This is a genomic window from Ponticoccus litoralis, from assembly GCF_039769985.1.
Classification (GTDB): Bacteria; Pseudomonadota; Alphaproteobacteria; order Rhodobacterales; family Rhodobacteraceae; genus Ponticoccus; species Ponticoccus litoralis.
In genome coordinates this window covers 389,253-411,640 of record NZ_JBDNCH010000002.1, presented here as the reverse complement: position 1 = coordinate 411,640, position 22,388 = coordinate 389,253, and the positions used below count along the sequence as shown (strand labels likewise).

12 protein-coding genes, 1 tRNA gene and 1 pseudogene are annotated in these 22,388 nt (G+C 67.7%); 8 read left to right on the top strand and 6 right to left on the bottom strand.

Annotation, left to right across the window (positions count from 1 at the left end):
• Window positions 1-509 precede the first annotated feature (509 nt).
• Both ABFB10_RS03000 and ABFB10_RS02995 read right to left on the bottom strand, forming a co-directional pair.
• Window positions 510-3,605 (bottom strand): valine--tRNA ligase, encoded by a 3,096-nt coding sequence (locus ABFB10_RS03000; RefSeq protein WP_347165329.1) that lies wholly within the window; start codon window positions 3,603-3,605, stop codon window positions 510-512.
• Between the two features lie 1,127 nt (window positions 3,606-4,732).
• On the bottom strand, window positions 4,733-4,951 hold the full coding sequence (locus tag ABFB10_RS02995; protein ID WP_347165327.1) for a DUF1127 domain-containing protein: 219 nt from the start codon (window positions 4,949-4,951) through the stop codon (window positions 4,733-4,735).
• Window positions 4,952-5,172: 221 nt separating this feature from the next.
• Between ABFB10_RS02995 and ABFB10_RS02990 the strand changes: the two genes are divergently transcribed.
• Window positions 5,173-6,237, top strand: a complete 1,065-nt coding sequence (locus ABFB10_RS02990; protein WP_347165326.1) for an Mrp/NBP35 family ATP-binding protein — start codon at window positions 5,173-5,175, stop codon at window positions 6,235-6,237.
• A 52-nt stretch (window positions 6,238-6,289) separates the two neighbouring features.
• Here the strand turns inward: ABFB10_RS02990 and ABFB10_RS02985 are convergent, their stop codons facing one another.
• The 4 genes and pseudogenes from ABFB10_RS02985 to ABFB10_RS02970 form a co-directional block, all read right to left on the bottom strand.
• Window positions 6,290-7,438, bottom strand: a complete 1,149-nt coding sequence (locus ABFB10_RS02985) for a DNA polymerase III subunit delta' (RefSeq protein WP_347165325.1) — start codon at window positions 7,436-7,438, stop codon at window positions 6,290-6,292.
• Window positions 7,435-8,052, bottom strand: coding sequence for a dTMP kinase (gene tmk, locus ABFB10_RS02980; protein WP_347165323.1), 618 nt, complete (start codon window positions 8,050-8,052; stop codon window positions 7,435-7,437). Before tmk ends, ABFB10_RS02985 begins: the two co-directional genes overlap by 4 nt.
• Window positions 8,049-9,215, bottom strand: coding sequence for a D-alanyl-D-alanine carboxypeptidase family protein (locus tag ABFB10_RS02975; RefSeq protein ID WP_347165322.1), 1,167 nt, complete (start codon window positions 9,213-9,215; stop codon window positions 8,049-8,051). Before ABFB10_RS02975 ends, tmk begins: the two co-directional genes overlap by 4 nt.
• Before the next feature lie 169 nt (window positions 9,216-9,384).
• Window positions 9,385-10,330: pseudogene (locus tag ABFB10_RS02970) on the bottom strand (SPOR domain-containing protein).
• Window positions 10,331-10,546: 216 nt separating this feature from the next.
• On the opposite strand from ABFB10_RS02970, the gene ABFB10_RS02965 reads away from it, so the two are divergent.
• The 7 genes from ABFB10_RS02965 to ABFB10_RS02935 all read left to right on the top strand — a co-directional run bounded on the left by ABFB10_RS02965 (window position 10,547) and on the right by ABFB10_RS02935 (window position 22,289).
• A tRNA-Ser gene (locus ABFB10_RS02965) sits at window positions 10,547-10,636 on the top strand.
• Window positions 10,637-11,522: 886 nt separating this feature from the next.
• Window positions 11,523-15,410 (top strand): hypothetical protein, encoded by a 3,888-nt coding sequence (locus ABFB10_RS02960; protein WP_347165321.1) that lies wholly within the window; start codon window positions 11,523-11,525, stop codon window positions 15,408-15,410.
• A 228-nt stretch (window positions 15,411-15,638) separates the two neighbouring features.
• Window positions 15,639-16,466: a BapA/Bap/LapF family prefix-like domain-containing protein gene (locus ABFB10_RS02955; RefSeq protein WP_347165320.1), complete on the top strand. Its 828-nt coding sequence runs from the start codon at window positions 15,639-15,641 to the stop codon at window positions 16,464-16,466.
• A 16-nt stretch (window positions 16,467-16,482) separates the two neighbouring features.
• Entirely contained in the window at window positions 16,483-17,769 is a 1,287-nt protein-coding gene (locus ABFB10_RS02950) for a TolC family protein (RefSeq protein ID WP_347165319.1), read from the top strand.
• Between the two features lie 31 nt (window positions 17,770-17,800).
• Window positions 17,801-19,936 (top strand): type I secretion system permease/ATPase, encoded by a 2,136-nt coding sequence (locus ABFB10_RS02945; protein WP_347165318.1) that lies wholly within the window; start codon window positions 17,801-17,803, stop codon window positions 19,934-19,936.
• Window positions 19,933-21,105: a beta-barrel domain-containing protein gene (locus ABFB10_RS02940; RefSeq protein ID WP_347165316.1), complete on the top strand. Its 1,173-nt coding sequence runs from the start codon at window positions 19,933-19,935 to the stop codon at window positions 21,103-21,105. The genes ABFB10_RS02945 and ABFB10_RS02940 overlap by 4 nt, the downstream gene beginning before the upstream one ends.
• Before the next feature lie 362 nt (window positions 21,106-21,467).
• Window positions 21,468-22,289 (top strand): BamA/TamA family outer membrane protein, encoded by an 822-nt coding sequence (locus ABFB10_RS02935; RefSeq protein ID WP_347165314.1) that lies wholly within the window; start codon window positions 21,468-21,470, stop codon window positions 22,287-22,289.
• Window positions 22,290-22,388: the final 99 nt, after the last annotated feature.

Here is a 22,388-nt window from a genome sequence, read left to right as displayed (position 1 = left end):
GAGCATCGCTGGGTCTTGGTGGTCCCGCGATCTGACATGTCAGGACGGCGGTTGTTTCCTGCCAAGCCTTCAGACCTTCGGAGGTCGCCTGAGTGCGCGACGAACCTCGGGATACCCTCTCCCCAACCACCAAGCCGCGCATCGGCGGGCCGTGGCGCGGCGATCTGACTTTTCTGGACGGCACTTTATCCCAGCCAAGTCCGTAGAACTTCGCCGGGTAGCGATGCCGGTAGCCAAATCGCCGGGCCGAGGGGCGGCCCGGCGATGCGCGGCGGCTTCGCCTTGATTCCGCGCCGGGCGGTGGATCGCATTGTCCTTGCTCATCGCTGACTTGTTTGAGCTTTGGAGCGGATAGGTAGGACTTTTCGAAAGACGGGGCGATCGTTCGCTGCAGGCGGCCAGCCTGCTGACCAGCCCCCAATCGTTAGCCGCAGGCGACCAGCCCAATAACCAGCCAATAGCGCTTCACCATCACACCGCACCCCGCCCGAAGGCGGGGTGCGTCTGTCTCAGCCCAGCTCTGCCAGACGCGCCAGCGCCTCTTGCAGCTTGGCCTCTTCCATCTCGCGCGCGGCGAGGTTGTCGCGGGCTTCCTCGACCACCTCGGGCGGCGCGGATTCCGCGAACTTGGGGTTCTTCAGCCGTCCGCGCAGCCCGCCGAGTTCCTTGGCCAGCTTGGCGATGGACTTCTCCAGCCGGGCCTTTTCGGCGGTGACGTCGATGATATCCGCCAGCGGCATCCCGAAGGTCGCGCCGCCCACCGGGACCGTGACGCAGCCCTTGGGGAACTCCGTCACCTCCGACAGGCTCTCGATCCGCGCGAGGCGCTTGATCAGCGCCTCGTTACGCTCCCACGCGGCGCGGTCCTCGGCGCCCAGCCCCGTGACAAGCAGCGGCACGTAGAGGCCTGCGGGCACATGCATCTGCGCCCGGGCAGAGCGGACGCCCTCGATCAGGGCGATGACCCAGGACATCTCTGCCTCGGCCTTGGCGTCCACCACATCGGCGGCGGCATAGGTCGGCCAGTCGGTGTGGACCAGCATCTTCTGGCGCGTGCCCAGCGTGCCCCAGAGCTCTTCGGTGATGAAGGGCATGATCGGGTGCAGCATGATCAGGCACTGGTCCAGAACCCATGCCATGGTCGCGCGGGTTTCGGTCACGACGGCGGGGTTCTCGTCCGCGAAGAGCGGCTTGGAGAATTCCACGTACCAGTCGCAGACCTTGCCCCAGACAAAGGCGTACAGCGCGTTGGCCGCGTCGTTGAAACGGTACTCGGCCAGCGCGAGGTCGACGGTTTCGCGCACGCGCGCCGTTTCGCCCACGATCCAGCGGTTGACGGTCTGCTGCGCGGGCACGACCCATGCCGGGTCCGCGGCGGTTTCATGCGCGGTGAAGACCTCGTTCATCTCGGCGAAGCGGCAGGCGTTCCACAGCTTGGTGCCGAAGTTGCGATAGCCCGCGATGCGGTCCATCGACATCTTCAGCACGCCCCCGATGGACGCCATGGCCGCGTTGTTGAAGCGCAGCGCGTCGGCGCCGTATTCCTCGACCACCTCGAGCGGGTCGATGACGTTGCCGGTGGTCTTGGACATCTTCTTGCCCTTCTCGTCGCGGACGAGCTGGTGCAGGTAGACGGTGTGGAAGGGGATTTCGTCGACGACGGCAAGCTGCATCATGATCATCCGGGCGACCCAGAAGAACAGGATGTCGGACCCGGTGACCAGCACGTCCGTGGGGAAATACTTCTGCATTTCCGGCGTGTCTTCGGGCCAGCCCAGCGTCCCGATGGGCCAGAGGCCGGACGAGAACCAGGTATCCAGCACATCGGCATCGCGGAACATCGGCAGTTGCATCGGGGCGTCGAAGGTGCGGATGGTGCCCTCGTCCGCCACGTCCATGGCCTCGCGCAGGGCCCGCAGGACATCGGCGGCCTCCTGCGCATCGGCGACGATGCGGAATTCCGTGCCCTCGGGCGAGATCGCCATGGCCTTCTCGATGGCCTCGGCCTCTGTCGCGGCGCAGACCGGGTACCAGTCTTCCTCGCCGGGGATGTACCAGACCGGGATCTGATGGCCCCACCAGAGCTGGCGCGAGATGCACCAGGGCTCGATGTTTTCCAGCCAGTGGTAATAGGTCTTCTCGCCCGATTCCGGCATGATCTTGATGCGGCCCGAGCGGACGGCATCCAGCGCGGGGCCCACGACCTTCTCGGCATCGACGAACCACTGGTCGGTCAGCATCGGCTCGATCACCACCTTCGAGCGGTCGCCGAAAGGCTGCATGATCGGCTTGGCCTCGACCAGCGGCACGAGGTTCTGCTCTTCGGTGCGGTCCTCGCCGCCTTCCTCGGGCGCGACGGGAGCCTTGACCGGCTTTCCGAGGCGCGGGTCGGTGGCCTCTGTCATCACCGCGAGACCCTCGGCGGTGATCTCGGCCACGACCCTGTCGCGCGCCTCGAAGCGGTCGAGGCCACGCAGGTGGTCGGGCACGAGGTTCAGCGCGTCGGTCTCTGCCTCGGTCAGGGTCTGGTCGCCCTTGGCCACCTTCATCGCGGTGGCGGCGGCTTCGGCGTAGGGGGCGCCGTCGGCGCGCATCTGGCCGGCCATGTCCATCAGGCGGTACATCGGGATGCCGCCGCGCTTGGCGACCTGGTAGTCGTTGAAGTCATGCGCGCCGGTGATCTTCACCGCGCCCGAGCCGAAGGTCGGATCGGGGTATTCGTCGGTGATGATCGGGATCAGGCGGCGGTGTTCCTTGGGGCCGACCGGGATCTCGCAAAGCTGGCCCACGATGGGCGCATAGCGGTCGTCCGAGGGATGCACCGCGACCGCGCCGTCGCCCAGCATGGTCTCGGGGCGCGTGGTGGCGATGGAGATATAGTCGCGCTCTTCCTCGAAGAGCACGGTCCCGTCCTCGTCCTTCTCGACGTAGGTATAGGTCGCCCCATTCGCGAGCGGGTACTTGAAGTGCCACATGTGGCCCGGCGTCTCGATGTTCTCGACCTCGAGGTCGGAAATCGCCGTCTCGAAATGCGGGTCCCAGTTCACCAGCCGCTTGCCGCGATAGATCAGGCCCTTTTCGTACATGTCGACGAAGACCTTGATCACGGCGTCGTGGAAGTTGCCGGTGCTGTCCGCCTCGGGCGCGCCGGGGGCGCCGGACATGGTGAAGGCGTTGCGCTCCCAATCGCACGAGCTGCCCAGCCGGTGCATCTGCTGGATGATGGTGTCGCCGTATTGCGTCTTCCAGTCCCAGACGTGGTTCAGGAAGTCGGCGCGGGTCAGGTCGGTGCGGCGCAGGCCCTGCTCGGCCTTCAGTTTCTTTTCGACCTGAAGCTGGGTGGCGATGCCCGCGTGGTCCTGCCCGGGCTGCCAGAGCGTGTCAAAGCCGCGCATCCGGTGCCAGCGCGTCAGGATATCCATCAGCGTGTGGTTGAAGGCGTGGCCGACGTGCAGGGCGCCGGTCACGTTGGGCGGCGGGAGCATGATGGTGAAGCTCTCGTCGCGGGACTTGTTGGCACCGGCGCGGAAGGCGCCGCTCTCGATCCACTTGGCGGAGAGGCGGGGTTCGGCCTCGGCGGCGTTGAACGTCTTTTCCAGGGGCATGTCGGGACCTCTTTGCTTTGTCCAGACCTGTAGCGAATGGGGGCGGGGAGGGGAAGGGCGCGTGGCTTTGCAGGTGCGGTGCGGTCGGGCGGGGCGGACCTGTTTGCTGCGCAAAGGCGGCCCGCCCACCCGACCCGGACCCTTTGGGGGGGACGGGCCTGTGGGGATTCCGGCGGTCCGCCGGGCCAGTCGGCGGCCCGGGTCTCGGGAAGAAAACGGGCCTTGTTTCGGGTGGGCGCTGGATTGGCGAGGGGATGAGCCGCCGGAGTTCACGCGGAAAGGCAGCTTTGCCCGCTGGCTGAAATGTCGGGGCCAGTGTCTGGGGGCGTCCGGTTTGCGAGGGGGGGGCTGCTGACCTTTCCTGCGGCAAGGCAGCTTTGCCCACTGGTCGCTGCGAGGCGGGGCTCGCAGCGACCGAAAAAAGCCCCGCGATGCGGGTGCATCGCGGGGCCGAAGTTTACGAGCGCCCCAGGGAGGAGGAGAGGGGGCTCGAACCGAATTGGTGTGCGGCGGCCCCAGGGAGGAGGAGAGGTGCCGCCGCGTATGCCTGGCTCCACGGAGGAGGAGAGGAGCCCTGCAATCTCTGGCCCGTCGGGGGCCGGTATCTGGTTGCGACGGTGCCAGGGAGGAGGAGAGGCACCGTCGCTGATGTCGGAAACCCCAGGGAGGAGGAGAGGGGTCCGGCATGTCGTGGGCGGCAGTCGCTTGCGCGAGAGAAGCCCGGTTTTAGGGCGCGGCGACACCAGGGAGGAGGAGAGGTGCCGCCGCTTATGCTTGGCCCCAGGGAGGAGGAGAGGGACCCTGCATTCGATGAGTTCACAGGCAAACGCCGGAACCCTTTGTAAGGTTGCGACGGTGCCAGGGAGGAGGAGAGGCACCGTCGCTGATACCGTAAACCCCAGGGAGGAGGAGAGGGGTCCGGCATGTCGTGGGCGGCAGTCGCTTGCGCGAGAGAAGCCCGATTGTAGGGTGCGGCGACACCAGGGAGGAGGAGAGGTGCCGCCGCTTATGCTAGACCCCAGGGAGGAGGAGAGGGGCCTTCACATGTCTCTGGGCCATCGGGGCCCGGTATTCCGTTGGGCGGCCGGGCCGCCCCTTTTCGCCGGATATCATATCCAGCTTGCTGCTTACGCTTCGTAAGCAGCCTGCCATGCGACGCGGCGGATCTCTGTCCGGCTCATGCCCAGATCCATCAGGTCGCGGTCGGACAGGCTTGCCAGCTCGCGGTAGGTCTGGTTGTAGATCCGGCGCTTTGCGGAGCGTGCACGGAGAGTTTCGATCAGGGTGGCGACCCGGGCGAGCAGACCGCTTTGGCTGCCGGTCGCGATATGTGTTGCGTGTGCCATTGTCTATTGCCTCAGGCAGTGTTTCGTTCTGTTGTCCCCAAGATGGGTGAAATGCTGCACGTGCACAATGCCTTCCCAAGCAATGCCGCCATGCAGCAATTGCATGGTAAAGATGACTATGGGCGGCAGGTTATGCTGGCTAATGCGGCGCCCGGGGCGGTAGGAGTTGCGTTGCCGTAGGGGTAGCGCCACTTAAAGAGGCAAATTGAAGAGGTATGGGCATGCAGGAAACGAAAGAATCGGTGTTGCGGGAACTGGCGCGCGTCAGCCTTCCCGATGGCGGGGACCTCGTTTCCCGGGACTTGATTCGGGCGCTAACAGTCGAAGAGGGCGTTGCGCGCTTCGTCATCGAAGCGCCGACGGCAGAGATCGCGCGCCTGATGGAGCCGGTGCGCAAGGCCGCCGAGACCGTGGCGCTGGACGTGCCCGGCGTGCTGCGCGCCAGCGCCGTGCTCAGCGCGCCCACGCAAGAGCGCAAGCCGCCCGCGCTGAAGATGGGCGGCCATGCCACGCCGCAGGAAGGGCCGATGCGCCCGGCGGGCGTGAAAACGATCCTCGCGGTCGGGTCGGGCAAGGGCGGTGTCGGCAAGTCCACCGTCTCGTCTAACCTTGCGGTGGCCCTTGCCCGGGCGGGCAAATCCGTCGGGCTGCTGGATGCCGATATCTACGGGCCGTCGCAGCCGCGCATGTTCGGGTTGACGCAGCGCCCCGCCAGCCCGGACGGCAAGACCATCGTGCCGCTCAAGGCGCATGGGGTCACGGTCATGTCCATTGGCTCGTTGCTGGAAGAGGGCAAGGCGGTGGTCTGGCGCGGGCCGATGCTGATGGGCGCGCTGCAGCAGATGCTGATGCAGGTGGACTGGGGCCAGCTGGACGTGCTGATCGTCGACCTGCCGCCGGGCACCGGCGATATCCAGATGAGCCTGTGCCAGAAAAGCGAGGTGGCAGGCGCCATCGTCGTCTCGACGCCGCAGGATGTGTCCCTGATCGACGCGCGCAAAGCCCTGGACGCCTTCCGGACGCTGAAGACGCCCGTTCTGGGGCTGATCGAGAATATGGCGGTCTTCACCTGTCCGCATTGCGGCAAGGACAGCCAGATCTTCGGCCATGGCGGCGTGGTGGCCGAGGCCGAGGCGCTGGGTGTGCCGCTGCTGGCGCAGCTGCCGATCGACCTCGACACCCGGCTGGGCGGCGATGGCGGTGTGCCGGTGGCGACAGGCTCGGGTGCCATGGCAGAGGCCTATGCCCGGCTTGCGGACCGGATGATCGCGGGCGGCCTCGTCTGAGGGGCGGGCCTGCCGGTGTCCGCGCGTCACCGCGCGGCGCCGGGGCCCGCTTTCAACCGGCCTTCGCCAGTTGCAGGTAAAGGTCGGTGACCAGCGCCGCAGGCTCGACGTTGACGGACAGCGCGTGCCGGGCGCGGTCCGAGGCCTTCTGTCCGGCATCGGCCCAGCGGCGGGCGGCACCCGCGTCCGGTGACAGGCGGCGCAGAAGCTCGGTCTCGCCGCGCTCTATCTCGGTTCCGGCAGAACCCAGAACCCCCGTGCGGGCCAGGCGCGCGGTCGCGAGGTCGGTAAGCCCCAGCAAGAGGGCAAGGCGCTCTTCCTTGCCCCGCCCGGCGCAGCTTTCGGCCAGCCGCAGCAGGCGCCCGCGATCCATCGCGGGCAGGCTGCCCAGCAGGCCGAGGATGTCGCGGTAGAGCGCCAGCCCGTCAAGGCTGATCAGCCGGATCGCCGCCCCGACAGAGCCATCGGACAGCACCGCAAGGGCCGCCGCGCTCTCGGGGTTCAGGCTGACGCCGGCCTGATGCAGGGCCGCGCCAAGATCGTCCGGCGATAGGGGCGCCAGTCGCAACTCGCGGCAGCGCGAGCGGATCGTCGGCAGCAGACCCGAGGGCTGGTGCGAGATCAGCAGAAGCGTCGTGCGGGCGGGCGGCTCTTCCAGCATCTTCAGGATCGCGTTGGCGGCGCTGGCGTTCAGATCGTCGGCGGCATCGACGATCACCACGCGCCGCCCGCCATCGGTCGACGACATGTGAATGAAGTCCGCCAGCTTGCGGATCTCGTCGACGCGGATACCGGCAGAGAACCTGCCGTCCCGGTAGTTCTTCTCGCGCTCGGACTCGGTGGTCCCCAGGCCGCCGCGGCGGATCAGGCACAGCCCGGGTTCCGACAGGGCACGCAGACGCCGCGCGACCGGGTGCTCGTCGTCGATGTGCAGGCTTTCGGGCGGCGGCGGGGCGCCGAACAGGCCGTCGCCCTCGTCCGGGGGCGTGGCCAGCAGGAAGCGCGCGATGGCCCGGGCGAAAGAGGCCTTGCCGACGCCGCGCGGCCCGGTCAGCAGCCAGCCATGGTGCAGGCGCCCGGCGTTGAAGGCGGTGAGGAAACCGGCTTCGGCGCGCCCCTGCCCAAGAACCTGCGGGCAGAAGCGCGGATGCGGGGCGCCCGGGGCGCGGTCCGGTTCGGGAAGGTCTTCGGGATCGCTCACAGCACCGGCTCCAGCGCGGCGCGCACATCGGCGGCGACAGTGTCCATGGCCCGGTTGCCCTCGATCACGCGGAAGCGTGCGGGAAACTCCCGCGACAGGGCCAGAAAGCCCGCGCGCATGGCCTGTTGCAGCGGCAGGCCGAAATCCTCGAAGCGTTCCTCGGCGGTGGCCCGGGCCTTGGCGCGGGACAGGCCGGCCTCGGGGTCCATGTCGATCAGCAGCGTCACGTCCGGTTCTATCCCGATCATCAGGTCATGCAGCGCGTCGACCTGCGCGCGGCGCCCGTCGCGGCCCTGATACATGCGCGACGAGTCGGCGAAGCGGTCGCAGATCACCACGCGGCCCTCGGCCAGTGCCGGGCGGATCGTGCGTTCCAGATGATCGCGGCGGGCCGCGGTGAACAGAAGCAGTTCGGTTTCCGCCGACCAGCGGTCGGGGTCGCCCTGCAGGACCAGCGCGCGAATTTCCTCGGCGCCCGGGCTGCCGCCCGGTTCGCGGGTCAGCAGAACGTCACGGCCCTCGGCGCGCAGGGCCTCGGCCAGCAGGCGCGCCTGCGTGGACTTTCCCGAACCGTCGATGCCTTCGAAGCTGACGAACAGGCCCTTGCCGCTCACATCGAGTCCTGCGGCTGCGCCGAGTACCGCTGGGCCAGCACGCGGCTGACCGTCAGCATCCGGTCGACGAAGCCGCCGGCCTCGACATTGCCGGCGGCGACCAGCTGCACGCGGCGCTCGGGCAGGCCCTCGGGGCGGATGATCAGTTCCGCCAGCTTCTGGCCCTGCCGCACCGGCGCCTCGATCGGGCCGGTGTAAACCACCTCGGCCTCCAGCCCGTTGGCGGACAGCGTCGGAAGCAGCATGGTCACATCCTCTTCGGCGACCAGGTCCACGCGGTCGGTGGCCCCCATCCAGACCTCGGCGCTGGCGATGGTCGCGCCCTTGGTCACGATGGTCTTTTCGGCAAACTGGCGGAAGGCCCAGTTGACGATCTGCTCGGACTGCTCGGCGCGCTCGCCGCTTGTGGGCAGGCCGGTGATGGCGAAGATCACCCGGCGGTCGCCGCTCTTGGCAGAGCCCACAAGGCCGTAGCCCGCTTCTTCGGTGTGGCCGGTCTTCAGCCCGTCGGCGCCGATCCCGAGCCCCAGCAACGGGTTGCGGTTGTTGACGTTGGAGGGCGCGCGGTCGTCGAACTCGAACTTCTGCTCGGCGAACATCGGGTAGAATTCCGGGAAGTCGGTGATGATGCGATCGGCCAGAAGGACAAGATCGCGCATCGACATCACGTGCCCCTCGGCGGGCCAGCCAGAGGCGTTCTTGAAGGTCGAAGAGGTCATGCCGATCTGCTGCGCGCGCTGGGTCATCATCCGCGCAAAGCCGCTTTCGGTGCCGTCGGGCGACAGGGCCTCGGCCAGAACCGCGCAGGCGTCGTTGCCCGACAGAACGATGATCCCGCGCAAGAGATCCTCGACCCGGACCCGGTCCGTGGTGTCGAGAAACATGGTCGAACCGCCATAGCTTTGCGCGTGCTGCGACACCGGCAGCCGTTCGTCCAGCTGCAGGCGCCCGTCCCGGATCGCCTCGAAGGCTACGTAGAGCGTCATCAGCTTCGAGGTCGAGGCGGGGGGCAGCGCTTCGTCGGCGTTCTTGGTCAGAAGCACCGTGCCGGTCTTCTGATCAAGGACAAAGGCCGCGCGCGCGGTGGTGTCGAAGGCCGGGGCCTGCGTGGCGATCAGCGCGAGGGTCGCGGCGCTGGCAAGAAAGCGGGAGAGTTGGCTCATGGTCTGTCTCCTGTGGCGCGGGTCCGGCCCGAACGATACCGGGGGCCGACCGCCGCCCGGAAAGGGCCGAGTCGAACGGTCCCCGGGGGGCTGTGCCCCGGTTATCCCCGATATGCGAGAGCCTGTCATCCCGATGCGCGGTTTTGTGCCCTGCGCGCAGGGCGGGGCATCAATTGCTGACGGCGTAGGCGTCGGTAAAGCCATTGTCCTTGATGGTCTTCATCAGGGTGTCCATCTCGCCCTTGGTCTGCGCCGGGCCGACGACCACGCGCCAGAACTCCTTGCCCCGGCTGTTGTGGGCCTTGACCGTGGGCACCATGCCGGACTGCCGCATCGATGTGGCGGTGTTCTCGGCGTTCTGTTTGACCGAGAAGATGCCGATCTGGATATAGGGCTTCTTCAGGCTGCTGGCGGCGCTGGCAGGCTTGGCGGCGGGCTTCGGCCCGGGCGCCGGAACAGCTGCGGCCAGGCTGGGCTGCGGCGTGTCGCCCTGTGCAGAGGCCGGGGGCAGGGCGGTGCCATCGAGGGCGGCGGCAGCCGAGGTGGCGACCGGGTCCAGCGTGCCCTCGGTCACGCCGGGGGCGGCGGGCATGGCTTCTGTCTCACCGGCGGCGTTGATCACCGGCGTCGGTGCGGGGGCGGCCTCTGCCACCTCTTCGCGGCGCAGCGCGACGACGTTCAGGTTCGACGGCTGACCGGCCAGCACGCCAAGCGCCGCGGCGGCGTCGGACGAGATCTGAAGCCGCGGGCCGGGGCTTTGCCGTTCGCGCTTGAACAGCGCGCCGATGACGAACTGTCCGTTCTGTTCGTTGCGGATGATCGCCCGCTCGGGTTCCTTGACGTCCGGATGCGCCACCCAGACCCCGCCCAGCGAGGGCCTGCCGTCCCAGAGGCCCGCCTCGGTGGCACTGGAAGATATCCGGCGCCTCGACGTCGCGTTCAGAGGTGCGTTTGCCGCCGCCGGTGGTGCTGGCCCGCGAGACGACATCGCCATCGCCCTTGGATTTCAGGAAGCCGGGCATCTGGCCCTCGGCGCAGGCGGTCAGGCCCAGCAGTGCCATGCCCGCAACCGATACACGCAGAGTCCTGCCGATATGTGCCGAAGAACCGCTCATCTCTTGCCTCTCGCCTTTGCCGTGGCGACCGATGTCACCGCGTCACGCCGGGTTGTCCCGGTCGTTTGCTGCCTCTGGTACGGGCTCTTGCGGCCCGCCTTTGGCGGTAGACTAGCCAATTCGGAGTCTCAGGGGAACCCTGCACCGCAGGGGCGGTGCGGATTTTCCGATCGGGTGCTTCCAGAATCGCTTTGGCGGGGGTATCGCGGCGGGACCGGAGGTTTGGCAGAGTGGTCGAATGCGGCGGTCTTGAAAACCGTTGGGCGTGAGAGCGTCCCCAGGGTTCGAATCCCTGAGCCTCCGCCAGAATTGCGGGCAATTCCCTGGCTTGATTGTTCGGTCCCAAGACCTGTGGGCCTTCCCGCCCGCCTGTTGCCTGTCCGCGCGGGTAACTGCCGGGCGGCACGTTCAGGGTCCCTGCGGGGCCGGTCCGTTCTCCGGCAGTGTGGCACAGGTGCCGTGGGGGATTCCTCTTGGGGGTCCGGCGTGGTACCCGGGCGTCATGAGCAGGCCCGCACCATGACGCAGGTGCGCCTTGGTCAGATCGGATTTGGCCAGGACTGTCAGTCAATTGCATTGTGCCAGCATCACAGGGAAAGCGACGCTGAACAGGCGTCTGGCTCGGGGCGGGTGTCCTGCGTCCATGGCGCTTATCGACCCCGGCAGGGTCGCGACCAAGGCGTGGGTGTCGCCGCTTTCGGCTGACGGACCCGAAGCCGCATCCGACGGGCAGCCCGTCGCAGCGCTCAAAGGCTGCGCGGCGGTGGCTTTCCGGGCGACCGAGCCGGTGTTTCGTCTCGATGTGTCAAGCGGCGCGTGAAGAGGTGTTTCCCCCGACCGGCCTGCTTGGGGTGAACGGCCCGGGCTGGGCCGGGTCCGGGGTGGTCCCGGGGCGGGTCGGGGGCGATGGCGATGCCGCGCCCCGTTTCGGCGGACCGACCGGCGGGGGCGCGGAGCGGGACCCGCGCGTTCAGGGCGGTGGGGCGATTCAACCTTTGATTGCCGGGCGTTGCCGTCTTTTGGCTGTGAAGTGTAAAAGCCCCGAAGCTCGCACGGGGTGCTTACATACCAAAGAATGTGGACAGGCGGGTAGCCGAAAGCTATACAAACGAAAGAATGTTCGATCTCCCATCGAGAATCGAGCCGGCTTGGCCGTGACGCGGCGAATGACCTGAGTGAAAGGAACACCCGATTGGGGGCTCGCAGGGGAAAGAGTGGTTCGGGCAGCAGGCCGCTGACGGTCGAGGGGCCGCAGGAGCACGTCTACGTCGCGCGCGAGCGCGATGCGACGGTATCCGCGCGGGCTGACTTTGGTCAGGCCGGTATTGCCGCGATCTCTGGCGTCATCGGCATGGGGCTTGCGACCCAGAACGCCACGGCAGAGGGCCAGACATCGCTTCAGGCCGCTCTGCCGCCCAAGGAGGCGCCGGGCCGGATGTCCGGCGATGCCGGCGGAAAGCGGGCACCCGATACAAGCAGGGCGCCGATGGAGTCCGCTGAGACCGGGCCCACGGACGAGACCGGATTGAACGCGGCGCCGCCGGTCGAGGTGCCGGGGGCGGAAGATCTGGCAGGCCCCGAGTCGCAGGCGGCGGTAGAGATCGATGTCGGCGCAGGGCCGTTCCCCTTTGCGGATCCCGACAGCGAGGATGAGCCGACGGCGGTAGAGGTGGCAAGGGCCGCGACTGCCGATGCGATTGACGCGGCTCCGACATCCACGGCCCCGGAAACGGTTGTCGAGGCGCGCCCCGAGGTCGGCATCGTCAAGCCATTGGAACCGGCGGAAACCGACAGCGATCAACCCGCCATTGCTCCGTCTCCGCTGCCCGAGGACGGGCCCGCGCCTTCGACCGATAAGCCGGCCAACGCATCCGGAGGGGATGAGCCCGCCGATGCGGATGCTGACGGGGGCGGCCTGCTGGACGGCATCGTCGGCGAAGACGGTCTGCTGGATGGCATAGTCGGCGACGACGGCCTCGTGGACTCGGTCCTGGACACGGTGGTCGGGGAAGACGGTCTGCTGGATGGCATCGTCGGCGAAGACGGTCTCGTGGACTCGGTCCTGGACACGGTGGTCGGCGAAGACGGTCTTCTGGATGGCATCCTCGGCGACGACGGGCTCGTGGACTCGGTTTTGGACACGGTTGTCGGGGAAGACGGTCTTCTGGACGGCATCGTTGGCGAAGACGGGCTTGTGGACTCGGTCCTGGACACGGTTGTCGGGGAAGACGGTCTGCTGGATGGTATCGTCGGCGAAGACGGCCTCGTGGACTCGGTCCTGGACACGGTTGTCGGCGAAGACGGTCTTCTGGATGGCATCGTCGGGGACGACGGGCTCGTGGACTCGGTCCTGGACACGGTGATCGGCGAAGACGGTCTTCTGGACGGCATCGTTGGCGAAGACGGCCTCGTGGACACGGTCCTGGACACGGTTGTCGGCGAAGACGGTCTTCTGGACGGCATCGTTGGCGAAGACGGGCTTGTGGACTCGGTCCTGGACACGGTTGTCGGCGAAGACGGTCTTCTGGATGGCATCGTTGGCGACGACGGCCTCGTGGACTCGGTTTTGGACACGGTTGTCGGCGAAGACGGTCTTCTGGACGGCATCGTCGGGGAAGACGGTCTCGTGGACTCGGTCCTGGATACGGTGGTCGGCGAAGACGGTCTTCTGGACGGCATCGTTGGCGAAGACGGTCTCGTGGACTCGGTCGTCGACACGGTGACCGGCGAGGGTGGCGTTGTCGACGCGGTACTGGGCGACGACGGCCTGCTGGGTGGCATCGTCGGCGAAGATGGCCTCGTGGACTCGGTCCTCGACACGGTGACCGGCGAGGGCGGCGTTGTTGACGCTGTGCTGGGCGACGACGGTCTGCTGGGTGGCATCGTCGGCGAAGATGGCCTCGTGGACACGGTGCTCGACACGGTCACCGGCGAGGGCGGCGTTGTCGATGCGGTGCTGGGCGACGACGGCCTGCTGGGTGGCATTACCGGCGACGACGGCATTGTGGACACGGTGCTCGATACGGTCACCGGCGAGGGCGGCGTTGTCGACGCTGTGCTGGGCGACGACGGTCTGCTGGGCGGCGTTGTCGGCGACGACGGACTTGTGGACACGGTGCTCGACACGGTGACCGGCGAGGGCGGCGTTGTCGATGCGGTGCTGGGCGACGACGGCCTGCTGGGTGGCATCGTCGGAGAAGACGGCCTTGTGGGTTCGGTCCTCGACACGGTGACCGGTGAGGGCGGGCTTCTGGGCGGGCTGCTCGGCGGCGTGCTGGGGGGCGGTGGCTCGGCGGATCCCGTCGCGGCTGACGACGCGCCCTTGGGCGCCGTGCCCGAAACGCCGATCGACGCGGTGCTGGGCGACGACGGCCTGCTGGGTGGCATTACCGGCGACGACGGCCTTGTGGGTTCGGTTGTCGACACGGTGACCGGCGAGGGCGGCGTCGTCGACGCGGTACTGGGCGAAGACGGTCTGCTGGGTGGCATCGTCGGCGACGACGGCCTTGTGGGTTCGGTCCTCGACACGGTGACCGGTGAGGGCGGGCTTCTGGGCGGGCTGCTCGGCGGCGTGCTGGGGGGCGGTGGCTCGGCGGATCCCGTCGCGGCTGACGACGCGCCCTTGGGCGCCGTGCCCGAAACGCCGATCGACGCGGTGCTGGGCGACGACGGCCTGCTGGGTGGCATTACCGGCGACGACGGCCTTGTGGGTTCGGTTGTCGACACGGTGATCGGGGACGACGGTCTGCTGGGCGGCGTTGTCGGCGACGACGGTCTTGTGGACACGGTGCTCGACACGGTCACCGGCGAGGGTGGCGTTGTCGACGCGGTGCTGGGCGACGACGGCCTGCTGGGTGGCATTGTCGGAGAAGACGGCCTTGTGGGTTCGGTCCTCGATACGGTGACCGGTGAGGGCGGGCTGCTCGGCGGCGTGCTGGGGGGCGGTGGCTCGGCGGATCCCGTCGCGGCTGACGACGCGCCCTTGGGCGCCGTGCCCGACACACCGATCGACGCGGTGCTGGGCGACGACGGCCTGCTGGGTGGCATTACCGGCGACGACGGCATTGTGGACACGGTGCTCGACACGGTCACCGGCGAGGGCGGCGTTGTGGACGCGGTGCTGGGCGACGACGGTCTGCTGGGCGGGCTGTTCGGTGATGACGGTCTTGTGGACACGGTGCTCGACACGGTGACCGGTGAGGGCGGCGTTGTCGATGCGGTGCTGGGCGACGACGGCCTGCTGGGCGGGCTGTTCGGGGGCGGCGGGCTTCTGGGCTCGGTGCTCGACCCGGTGATCGGCGAAGGCGGGCTGCTGGGGTCGCTCTTCGGCGCCTTTGCGAATAGCGATGGCCCTGCCGAAGCCGAAGCCGAAATCGTAGCCGAAGCGGACAGCGGTACCGCACTGGATGACGCACCCGAAGGGGGCCTCGTCTCGGCCTTTGCTGGCGATACGCTGGCCGGAGACGGCGGTGCGGCGGACGGGGGGCAGGGCGCGGATGAGCCGCTGGCGACCGCTGCCGGGACCGAAGGCCTTGTGGAGGCAGCGCCGGACAGCGGGCCGACCCTTGGCGAAGCGGCGGACACGGGGCCGGGCGACGATCTGGGTGATGATCCGGGCGTGGATGACTTCGTCGATACGCTGCTTGCCTCCGGCGGCGGCGAGGACCTCATTGCCGCCCTTGTCGGCGACGACGATGTCTTCGGGATCGATGTTCCGCTCGACCCGGTGGAGGATGTCGACGATCTGACCGCGGGTCTTGGCGGGCTTGCCGACATGGGCGGTTCCCTGATCGAGCAGGGCTTGCTGGCGGATGACGCCGTTCCGGATGACGAGATCGACAGCTTGCTGACGCAGATCCTTGGCAGCTCTGTCGACGGTGATGTCACCAACAGCGGGCCGGGCATCTTCGACCTGCTGATCGGAGGCGATGCAGAGTCCGACGACCCCGCCGCAGCGGTCGACACCGGCGATGGCGGCCTTCTGGGCGAGGCCGAGATCGATGGCGTACTTTCGTCGCTGTTCGATACCGGAAGCGGATTGCTGGGCGGTCTGGGTGGTGCGGACGACGAAACCGGATAAGTCTTTTGGGGGTGTCTTTGGTTGACCCACATAAATGCAGGTAATATGCATCTATTGGGTGTATTCTCCTGTAAGGCGAGTTTCAGGATATAATCCGAACCCAGGGCGCCCGTGAACACCTGTGTTCTCTTCGTCCTGCTGGCGCGTTCGAATTGTATGTGGTCGTTTGTTTGCAGAGGTTTGGACCAAGAATAACGTGGGACGTCCCGTTTCTTGGGGAGTGGTTGAATGGCAACAGAGCTGTCCGTGCGTGGCGTGGGGCGGGATCAGGCGCAATCACTGGTTGTGGAGGCCGGGATCGCGCTGAATCGTGCGTCAGATATCGCCCTCCCGGCGACCGGCCCCGAGGTCGTGGGTCACGAGAAGACGGGCCGCGATCTGGCGGTGCAGCTGTCTGACGGTCAGACCCTGAAGATCGGGAACTTCTTTGTCATCGACCCCGAGGGCGACTACAGCCGCCTGCTGGACGCCCGGGGCGAGCCGATGGTGACCGGCCTGACGGCACCGGAGCCTTCGCTGGACGACATGGGCGGCGACATGGCGTCGGCGCTGGACGCAGGCAGCGCCCCCGGGGCTGCCGGGGGCGACGACGGGCCGGGCCGCACTGCTGCCGCATCGGGTGAAACCGGCGAGGCCGACGGGGATGCAGCTTCCTTTGGCGGTGGCTCGACCATGCTCAGCGCCGGGGCCGGGCTGGCCGCGGGCTATGGCTCGATGAACCTCTTCTCGGACGTGCAGGACGACGAGGGGGACGACGACGACCGGGCAAGCCAGGCGGCCCTGCCGGCCGCCGATCAGGCCGCCGCCGATGCAGACGCGCTGCAGCAGGACATCGACGCCCTGCTTGGCGCGCCAGAGGCCGAGGACGAGGTCGCGCGTGCCCTGGACGATATCCTTGCCAGCACCATGCAGGACGAGGCCGACCAGGACGGCGGCCAAAGTGCCGGCGCCCCCTTGATCCCCCGCAGACGGACGGTCCGTCTGCCCCGTTTTTCGCAGAGGCCACCGAGTTGTCGCCCGAGGGGCTGGACGCACCGGACCTGCTGCTTCCCCTGACTGCCGAAGGTGAGACATGACGAAGAGCCCCAGCAAACCGATCGCAGCCTTGCTGGTCACGCGGTGCGCCCGGCTGGCCGCGGTGTCTGCCCTTGCCCTTGGGGTGCTGGCGGCGCCGGCCCTCGCGCAGCTGGCCCTGAAGGACGCGGCGCGGCTGGCGACGGAACTCGACCCCAATGTGACCGCGCTGCGCCAGCAGGTCGCCAGCCGGACGCTGGGGATCAAGCAGGCGCGCGACGGCTATTACCCCAAGGTCAGCCTCTCCAGCGACACCAGCACCACGGATGCCAATGGACCCGGCATCTCGCTGACGGTGTCGCAGGTGCTCTATGACTGGGGCCTGATCCGCAGCGAGATCAAGGCCGCGACGCAGGCCCGGGTGCAGGCGGTTTCCGATCTGAAGATGTCGGTGGAAGACCTGACCCTGCTGGTCTCCGAGGCGTTCCTCGACGTCGAGATCGCCGAGCGCAAGATCGCGCTTACCCGCGAATACATGGGGTTCGCCGACCGCCTGTCCACCCAGGCCGAGGGCCGCGCCCGTGCCGGTCTTGGCGACAATGGCGAGGTCGCCCGGGCGCGTCTGGAAGTGGCCCGCGCGCAGGATCAGCTGAACAGCCTGATGGCGGATCGCGACATGAGCCTTTCGCAGATCGCCTTCCTGACCGGGCGCAAGCTGTCGGCTGTGCAGGCGCCTCCCTCGCTGGACTACGCGCGGCGTTACGGCAATGCGGCCAAGATCCAGTCCGCCGTGCGCATCGCGCCGGATTACATCGCCGGGCGCGCCCGCGCGGCAGAGGCCTTTGCCAATGTCGACCGGGCGAAGGCCGCGCGCCTGCCGACGATCCAGTTGCAGGCGCAGGGGCGGACCGACCTGAACGGCGGGCGCACCAGCACCGCGCTGGGGCTGTCGGCGGGGGTCGACCTGAACGCCGGCGGCCTTGGCGGGCGGGCCGTTCAGGTGGCCCGCTCGGACGCGGCTGCGGCGGAATCCTCGCTGCGCGGCATCGAGCGGCAGATGACCAATACCGCCCAGACGGCGCTTCGCCACATCGCGACGCTGCGGACCGCAGAGCAGTCGCGCGTCACCCAGCTGGAACAGGCCACCCGCGTCCTTGCGAACTACGAGGATCAGTTCGTGGCCGGACAGCGAGAGCTGATCGACGTGCTGACCACTGGACGCGATCTTTACGACGCGCGGGTCGATCAGGTTGACACCTACGACGAACGAAAGCGGACGGAATACCAGGCCGCCCGCGATCTTGGGGTGCTCGGCACCCTGATCCTTGCATCGAGCGGGTCATGAGTAGCATGCAATATTGCGGGAACCACCGGCCATGAACGCCCACCAGAACTTCGATCCGGTCGTCGAGGGTTTGATCGAACTGTGCCGTGCGCAGGGCGTGACGACCTCGGCGGCCCGCCTCACGGACGGTCTTGGCTGGTCGCCGGACAAGCCGATGTCGGTCGAGCTTGCGCCGCAGGCGCTGCGGCGCATCAACATGAGCTGCCGGGTGACATCGGCGCCAGTGCAATCGTTCCCCGACCACAGCCTGCCGGTGCTGCTGTTCCTCAAGGATGGCCGGACCGCCGTGCTGGAGAAATGGGCCGAGGAAGACGTGCAGATCATCCTGCCCGAAACCTCGGGCGGCCGCCTGTTCTGGAGCCGGAAGGAACTGGCGGAAAAGCACGACGGGCGCATCCTGGTGTCCAAGCCCATCGACATCGTGTCGGATCGGCTGGACGAGTCGAAGCCGAAGCAGGGCCACTGGCTGCGGGGGCCGGTTCTGGGGAACTGGTGGATCTATCGCGACGTCGTCTTTGCCTCTTTTGCGGCCAACCTTCTGGCCATCGCGACGGCGCTGTTTTCCATGCAGGTCTATGACCGCGTGGTGCCGACCAATGCCTTCGACACGCTGTGGATCCCGGCCAGCGGGGTCGGGCTGGCCATCCTGCTGGAGCTTGTCCTGCGCACCACCCGCGCCTCGCTAATCGACGTCTCGGGCCGGGATCTGGACCTGCAGCTTTCGTCGAAGCTGTTCGACCGGGTCGCGAACATGCGGCTGGCGCACAAGCCTGCCTCGACCGGGGTCTTCGCCAACCAGGTAAGGGATTTCGCGACGGTGCGCGAGTTCTTCACCTCGGGCACGGTGACGGCGCTCTGCGACATTCCCTTCGTGGCGATCTTCCTTGCGGTGATCTGGTTCATCGGCGGGCCGGTGGCCATCGTCACGCTGCTTGGCGTGATCATGACCATCGTTCCCGGCATGCTGATGCAGGGGCGTCTGGCCCGTGCCTCGCGCGAGAACGCCCGCGAGGCCGCCGCCCTGAACGGCCTGCTGCTGGAAACGATCTCGAACCTTGAAACCGTGAAGGCCGCCCGGGCCGAGGGGCGGTTGCAGCGGTCCTATGCCCAGCTGTCCGCCACCATGGCCAATACGGCGGTCAAGACCCGCAACCTGACCACGACGATGACTCAGCTGGTCAGCGGCGTACAGAAGGTCACCTATGCCGGGGTCATCATCGCGGGTGTCTACCTGATCAGCTCCGGCAGCCTGACCGTGGGCAGCCTGATCGCCTGTACGATCCTGTCCAGCCGCACGCTGACGCCGATGGGGCAGGTGGCGGGTCTGCTGGCCCGCTGGCAACAGGTGCGCGCGGCGCTGGACGGTCTCGACAAGATCATGGAGCTGCCGCAGGAACGCCCCGCCGACCGCCACTTCGTGCGTGCCTCGGATCTGCGCGGCGAATTCCGGCTGGACAACGTGGTCTTCCGTCACGATCCCGCCGCGCCGCCGGTGGTCAATATTCGCGACCTGCATATCAAGGCGGGTGAGCGCATCGCGCTGCTGGGCGGCAACGGCGCGGGCAAGTCCAGCTTCATGCGGCTGATTGCCGGTCTGATCGACCCGCAGGAAGGCTCTGTGCTGCTGGACGACCTGTCGCTCAGCCAGATCGACCCGCTCGACCGGCGCCGCCAGATCGGCTACCTGCCGCAATCGGTCGCGCTGTTCCAGGGCACGCTGCGCGACAACCTGCTGCTGGATCACGGGCTGCACTCGGACGATCAGCTGCTCGAAGCGCTGGACGCGGTCGGGCTGGGCAGTTTCGTGCGCCGCCACGTGCGCGGGCTCGACCTTGTCATCCACGGCAACGGCAACGTGTCCGGCGGCCAGCGTCAGGCCATCGGGCTGGCGCGCATCCTGTTGCAGGACCCGAAGATCGTGCTGCTGGACGAACCGACGGCGGCCTTCGACCACATCACCGAGAAGCAGGTCATCACCCATCTGAACACCTGGCTCGAGGGGCGCACGGCGATCATCTCGACCCACAAGCGCGAGCTGCTCAGCCTGACGCAGCGGACGCTGGTGCTGAAAGAGGGCAAGATCGCGCGCGACGGTGACCTGCTGCAGATCCTCAACACGGCCCGTGCGAACACGGTGCAGAAGGCGCAGGTGAAGGCAGTGACATGAGCAGCCCCGAGCTCTTCGACCCCAGCCATGTGGACGGAAGTTACCGCCAGCAGACGCTGCGCCGGTCGCGCCTGACGATCTACCTTGTCGTGCTGTCGCTGCTGGCGGCCATCGCCTGGGCTGCGGTGGCGCAGGTCAACGAGGTGACGCGGGGCGACGGCAAGGTCATTCCGGCCCGCCGCATGCAGACGATCCAGAGCCTTGAGGGCGGCATCCTCGCCGAGCTTCAGGTCGCCGAGGGCGATATCGTCGAGGCCGGGCAGGTGCTGGCGCGGCTGGATGCGACGCGCTCGCGCTCTGCCTTCATGGCCGCCGAAAGCCAGATCACCGCCCTGACCGCCGAGGTCGCCCGGCTGGAGGCCGAGGTGCTGGAACAGCCAAAGCTGGATTTCGGCGCCGAGCCCAACACCGCCGAGCAGACCGAACTGCGGCTGTTCAAGGCGCGCCGCACCAAGCTGGAGGCCTCGCTACAGGCGTTGGAAAGCGAACGCGCCGCCATCGAGGAACAGATCGCCATTACCAGCCCGCTGGCCGCCAGCGGCTCTGTCAGCCGGATCAACCTGTTGCAGCTGGAACAGAAGAAGGCCGAGCTGGACGGTCGGATCGGCGACACGCGCAACGCCTACGTGCAGGATGCCTACAAGGACCTCGCGCAGCGGCGCTCGCGCCTCAGCGCGCTGTCCGAAGAGGCGGTGCAGAAGCAGGACGAGTTGCAGCGCACCGCCATCCGCTCTCCGGTTGCGGGGCGGGTGAACAACATCGCGATCACCACGCTGGGCGGGGTTGTGCAGCCGGGCGAGCCGATCATGGAAATCACGCCCATCGACGACCAGCTGGTGATCGAGACCAAGGTGCTGCCGCGCGACGTCGCCTTCGTGGCGCCGGGCATGCCCGCCAGCGTCAAGATCACGGCCTATGATTTTGCCACCTATGGCGACCTGCGCGGCACGGTCATGCAGATCTCCGAGGACACGGTCGAGGAAGAGACGCGGCAGGGCCCGCAGAACTTCTACCGGGTCATGGTCATGACCGAACACAACTACCTCGAACAGGGCGGCGAGCGCTTCGCGATCCGGTCGGGCATGGTGGCCCAGGTCGATATCGAGAGCGGCAAGCGTTCGGTTCTGAGTTACCTGACGCGGTCGCTGCTCAACGCCCGTCTCCGCTGAGGGCTGTCCCTCTCCGAACTGCCAAGAAGTCGAAGGAATACCCGTGTCGCGCGTCTGCCACGCCCCCCGCTGCCGAGAGGCTCTGCTCGCTCTCGCCGTGATTTCCCTGTCCGCCCCCGCATCCGCGCGCGTCTTCGAGACGGTCGCGGTGCGCGGTGCCGAGTTCATCCCCGAAGAAGACATCCGCATGACCTGCGGCGCCCTGCCGGGCGTCGACTACGCGGATTACGAGTTGCGGGCGATCGAGGATTGCCTGATGTCGACCGGGGCCTTCGAGGCGGTCAGCCTGTCGCCCGAGGGCGAGGCGCTGGTGATCGAGGTGGCCGAGATCGACAACCGCCCCGAGCCGGATCGAGGCGGCGGTGTCCTACGTGTCCGACGCGGGCGTGGTCGGAGAGCTGTCCTTCGAACAATACAACCTGTTCCCCGATACCTATGGCGCGCTTCACCTGTCGTTCAACGCCGAGGTGAAGGCGCTGGAGGCGCATCTCTACCGCGCCGATGCCTTTTCCGAGACGCTGGATTTCGGCATCGACCTTGTCGCGCGCGAGGCGCAACTCGACGATACCAATTACTCTGAACGGGGTGTTCGGGCAGAGCCCTACCTTGCCTGGACGCCGGACGAAGACGCGCGGCTGGAACTGGGGCTGGGGTGGCGCAGCTATCGCATGTACGACGTCGACGGCGCCGCCAGCGCCCTGCTTCTGCGCGAGGAAACCGGCGAGATTTCCGCGCCCTACCTGCGCATGTCGGCGGTCTATTCCGGCGGTCGCGGCGGCGATGACGAGGCGGCGGGCGCGTTGGAATACGGGCTGCGGCTGGATCACTACCTGTGGAACATCGGCACCGGAGAGGCGCTGTCGGACAGCCGACTGGAGGCCAGCGTGACGCAGCCCTTCGGCGGGTCCTACCGGCTGCTCGGGACGGTGCGCGCGGGCAGCGTCACCGGGCTGAACGGCAATGACACCCGCGCCGTCGACCGCTTCTTTCCGGGCGCCGACAGCTTCCGCGGCTTCGCGCCGCGCGGGATCGGCCCGCTGGACGGCGACGACCGTCTGGGCGGCAACAGCTATCTCGTCGGCTCTGTCGAGGTGCAGCGCGACATCGGCAAAGTGCTGTCGCTGCCGATGCAGGCGGGTCTGTTTGTCGAGGCGGGCAGCGCCTGGGGCTGGACGACACGCTGAACGGCGCCATTGACGACGACTGGCACACGCGGGCCAGCGTCGGGCTGTCGCTGTCCTTCGAGGTCGCCAATACACCGGTGTCGCTTTATGTCGCGACAC

Coding starts and splice junctions, on each gene's coding strand:
- ABFB10_RS03000 (WP_347165329.1), bottom strand. CDS start 3,605: ATGCCCCTGGAAAAGACGTTCAACGCCGCCGAGGCCGAACCCCGCCTC.
- ABFB10_RS02995 (WP_347165327.1), bottom strand. CDS start 4,951: ATGGCACACGCAACACATATCGCGACCGGCAGCCAAAGCGGTCTGCTC.
- ABFB10_RS02990 (WP_347165326.1), top strand. CDS start 5,173: ATGCAGGAAACGAAAGAATCGGTGTTGCGGGAACTGGCGCGCGTCAGC.
- ABFB10_RS02940 (WP_347165316.1), top strand. CDS start 19,933: ATGAGCAGCCCCGAGCTCTTCGACCCCAGCCATGTGGACGGAAGTTAC.
- ABFB10_RS02950 (WP_347165319.1), top strand. CDS start 16,483: ATGACGAAGAGCCCCAGCAAACCGATCGCAGCCTTGCTGGTCACGCGG.
- ABFB10_RS02955 (WP_347165320.1), top strand. CDS start 15,639: ATGGCAACAGAGCTGTCCGTGCGTGGCGTGGGGCGGGATCAGGCGCAA.
- ABFB10_RS02945 (WP_347165318.1), top strand. CDS start 17,801: ATGAACGCCCACCAGAACTTCGATCCGGTCGTCGAGGGTTTGATCGAA.
- ABFB10_RS02975 (WP_347165322.1), bottom strand. CDS start 9,215: ATGAGCCAACTCTCCCGCTTTCTTGCCAGCGCCGCGACCCTCGCGCTG.